Source organism: Rhizobacter sp. P3_B12, from assembly GCF_056402895.1.
Genome location: NZ_JBFUGN010001127.1, coordinates 1 through 1,842, shown reverse-complemented (window position 1 = coordinate 1,842; position 1,842 = coordinate 1). Strand labels below are relative to the sequence as shown.

The following is a 1,842-nucleotide window of genomic DNA, read 5'->3' as shown; positions in this document are numbered from 1 at the left end:
GCCCCGCTCAACGAAGAAGCCATCGTCCAGCGCGTGCTCACCGACGTGCAGCGCCAGCTCGACCTGGTCTTCGAATACAAGCTGCGCGAACTGCTCGCGCCGACGCTGGCGCGCATGGCCGATTCGCTGATCCGCGACACCCGCAACGAGCTCGCGACGACGCTGCGCGAGATCGTCACCCGCGCGGTCGCGCAGGAGCTGCAGCGCACCCGCGGCCGATAGTCCAGCCGCCGCGCTGCGGGGCTGTCGTTTACCCTATCAACGCGGCCCGGAACTTGCTCGTTGTGTCGCCATGTCACAGCGAGCCCAACCCCTGATCCCTTGAGGACATCGCGCAGCCAGACCCGAGGATTCCCGCAATGGAGGCGGTTTTTTTTGGGTTAACGTTGCGCCCGCTGAGGCTGACTCCTCACCCGTTATCCAGTCTTTCCCAAACCCCGGAGGTTTTTGCATGCAATACAAACTCAATGTCCTGGTCGCTGCCGCTGTCACCCTGTTCGCCGGTGCGGTGTCCGCCCAGGAAGTCGTGAAGATCGGCCACGTCGCCCCGACGAGCGGCGGCATTGCCCACCTCGGCAAGGACAACGAGAACGGCGCGCGCATGGCCATCGACGAACTGAACGCCAAGGGCGTGACGATCGGCGGCAAGAAGGTCAAGCTCGAGCTGCAGGCTGAAGACGACGCTGGCGATCCGAAGCAAGGCACGGCTGTCGCCCAGAAGCTGGTCGACTCGAAGGTCAACGGCGTGATCGGCCACCTGAACTCGGGCACGTCGATCCCGGCCTCCAAGGTCTACAGCGACGCCGGCATTCCGCAGATCAGCCCGTCGGCCACGAACCCCAAGTTCACCCGCAACGGCTACAAGACCACGTTCCGCGTGGTGGCTGACGACGTGCACCTGGGTGGCACGCTGGGCCGCTATGCCGTCAAGGAGCTGAAGGGCAAGTCGATCGCCGTCATCGACGACCGCACGGCCTATGGCCAGGGCGTTGCCGACGAGTTCGAGAAGGGCGTCAAGGGCGCGGGCGGCTCGACCGTCTCGCACCAGTTCACGACCGACAAGGCGACCGACTTCACCGCCATCCTGACCCAGATCAAGTCGAAGAACCCCGACGTGGTGTTCTACGGCGGCATGGACGCCGTGGCCGGCCCGATGATTCGCCAGATGAAGCAGCTGGGCATCAACGCCAAGTTCATGGGCGGCGACGGCATCTGCTCGGGCGAGCTGCCGAAGCTGGCTGCTGGCGCGATGGGTGACGGCCAGGTCGTCTGCGCCGAAGCCGGTGGTGTCGAAGGCACGCAGAAGGTCGGCATGGAGAAGTTCCGTGAAGACTACAAGAAGAAGTTCGGCACCGACGTGCAGATCTATTCGCCGTACGTCTATGACGCCGTCAACGTGATGGTTGCCGCGATGGTCAAGGCCGGTTCCGCCGACCCGGCCAAGTACCTGCCGGTGCTGGCCAAGACCGACGGCTACAAGGGCGTGACGGGCACGATCTCGTTCGACGAGAAGGGCGACGTCAAGAACGGCGCGCTGACGCTCTTCACCTACAAGGGTGAGAAGCGCGAGCAGATCGCCGTGGTGCGCTGATCGGTCTTCCGTTCACTGCCATGCAGAAGGGGGCGCCGCGAGGCGCCCCTTTTTCATTTCCACTCATTGATTCTGTGCGGCAAGGCGCGTGGGGGGAGGCCGTGGCGCGCCGGCCGGTTCGGTCATCGCCCCTGGCGGGGCGATGACTCCCCTGCGCTGACTGGTTTCATGGCCCGTCGCCGAAACTCCCGCCACTCGCTTCGCTCGTTGTGGTCAAACAGTCGGCGACAGTCAGTGCACGAAGCGTGCTG

General features: G+C 64.7%; 2 protein-coding genes. Both read left to right on the top strand.

The window, feature by feature from the left end; all coding sequences use genetic code 11:
* Window positions 1–222, top strand: a 222-nt coding sequence (locus tag AC1D01_RS32890) for a hypothetical protein (protein WP_477873681.1), incomplete at its 5' end; no start/stop codon positions are given.
* Between the two features lie 229 nt (window positions 223–451).
* Window positions 452–1,591, top strand: a complete 1,140-nt coding sequence (locus AC1D01_RS32885; protein ID WP_477873680.1) for a branched-chain amino acid ABC transporter substrate-binding protein — start codon at window positions 452–454, stop codon at window positions 1,589–1,591.
* The last annotated feature ends 251 nt before the right edge of the window (window positions 1,592–1,842 follow it).

Coding starts and splice junctions, on each gene's coding strand:
- AC1D01_RS32885 (WP_477873680.1), top strand. CDS start 452: ATGCAATACAAACTCAATGTCCTGGTCGCTGCCGCTGTCACCCTGTTC.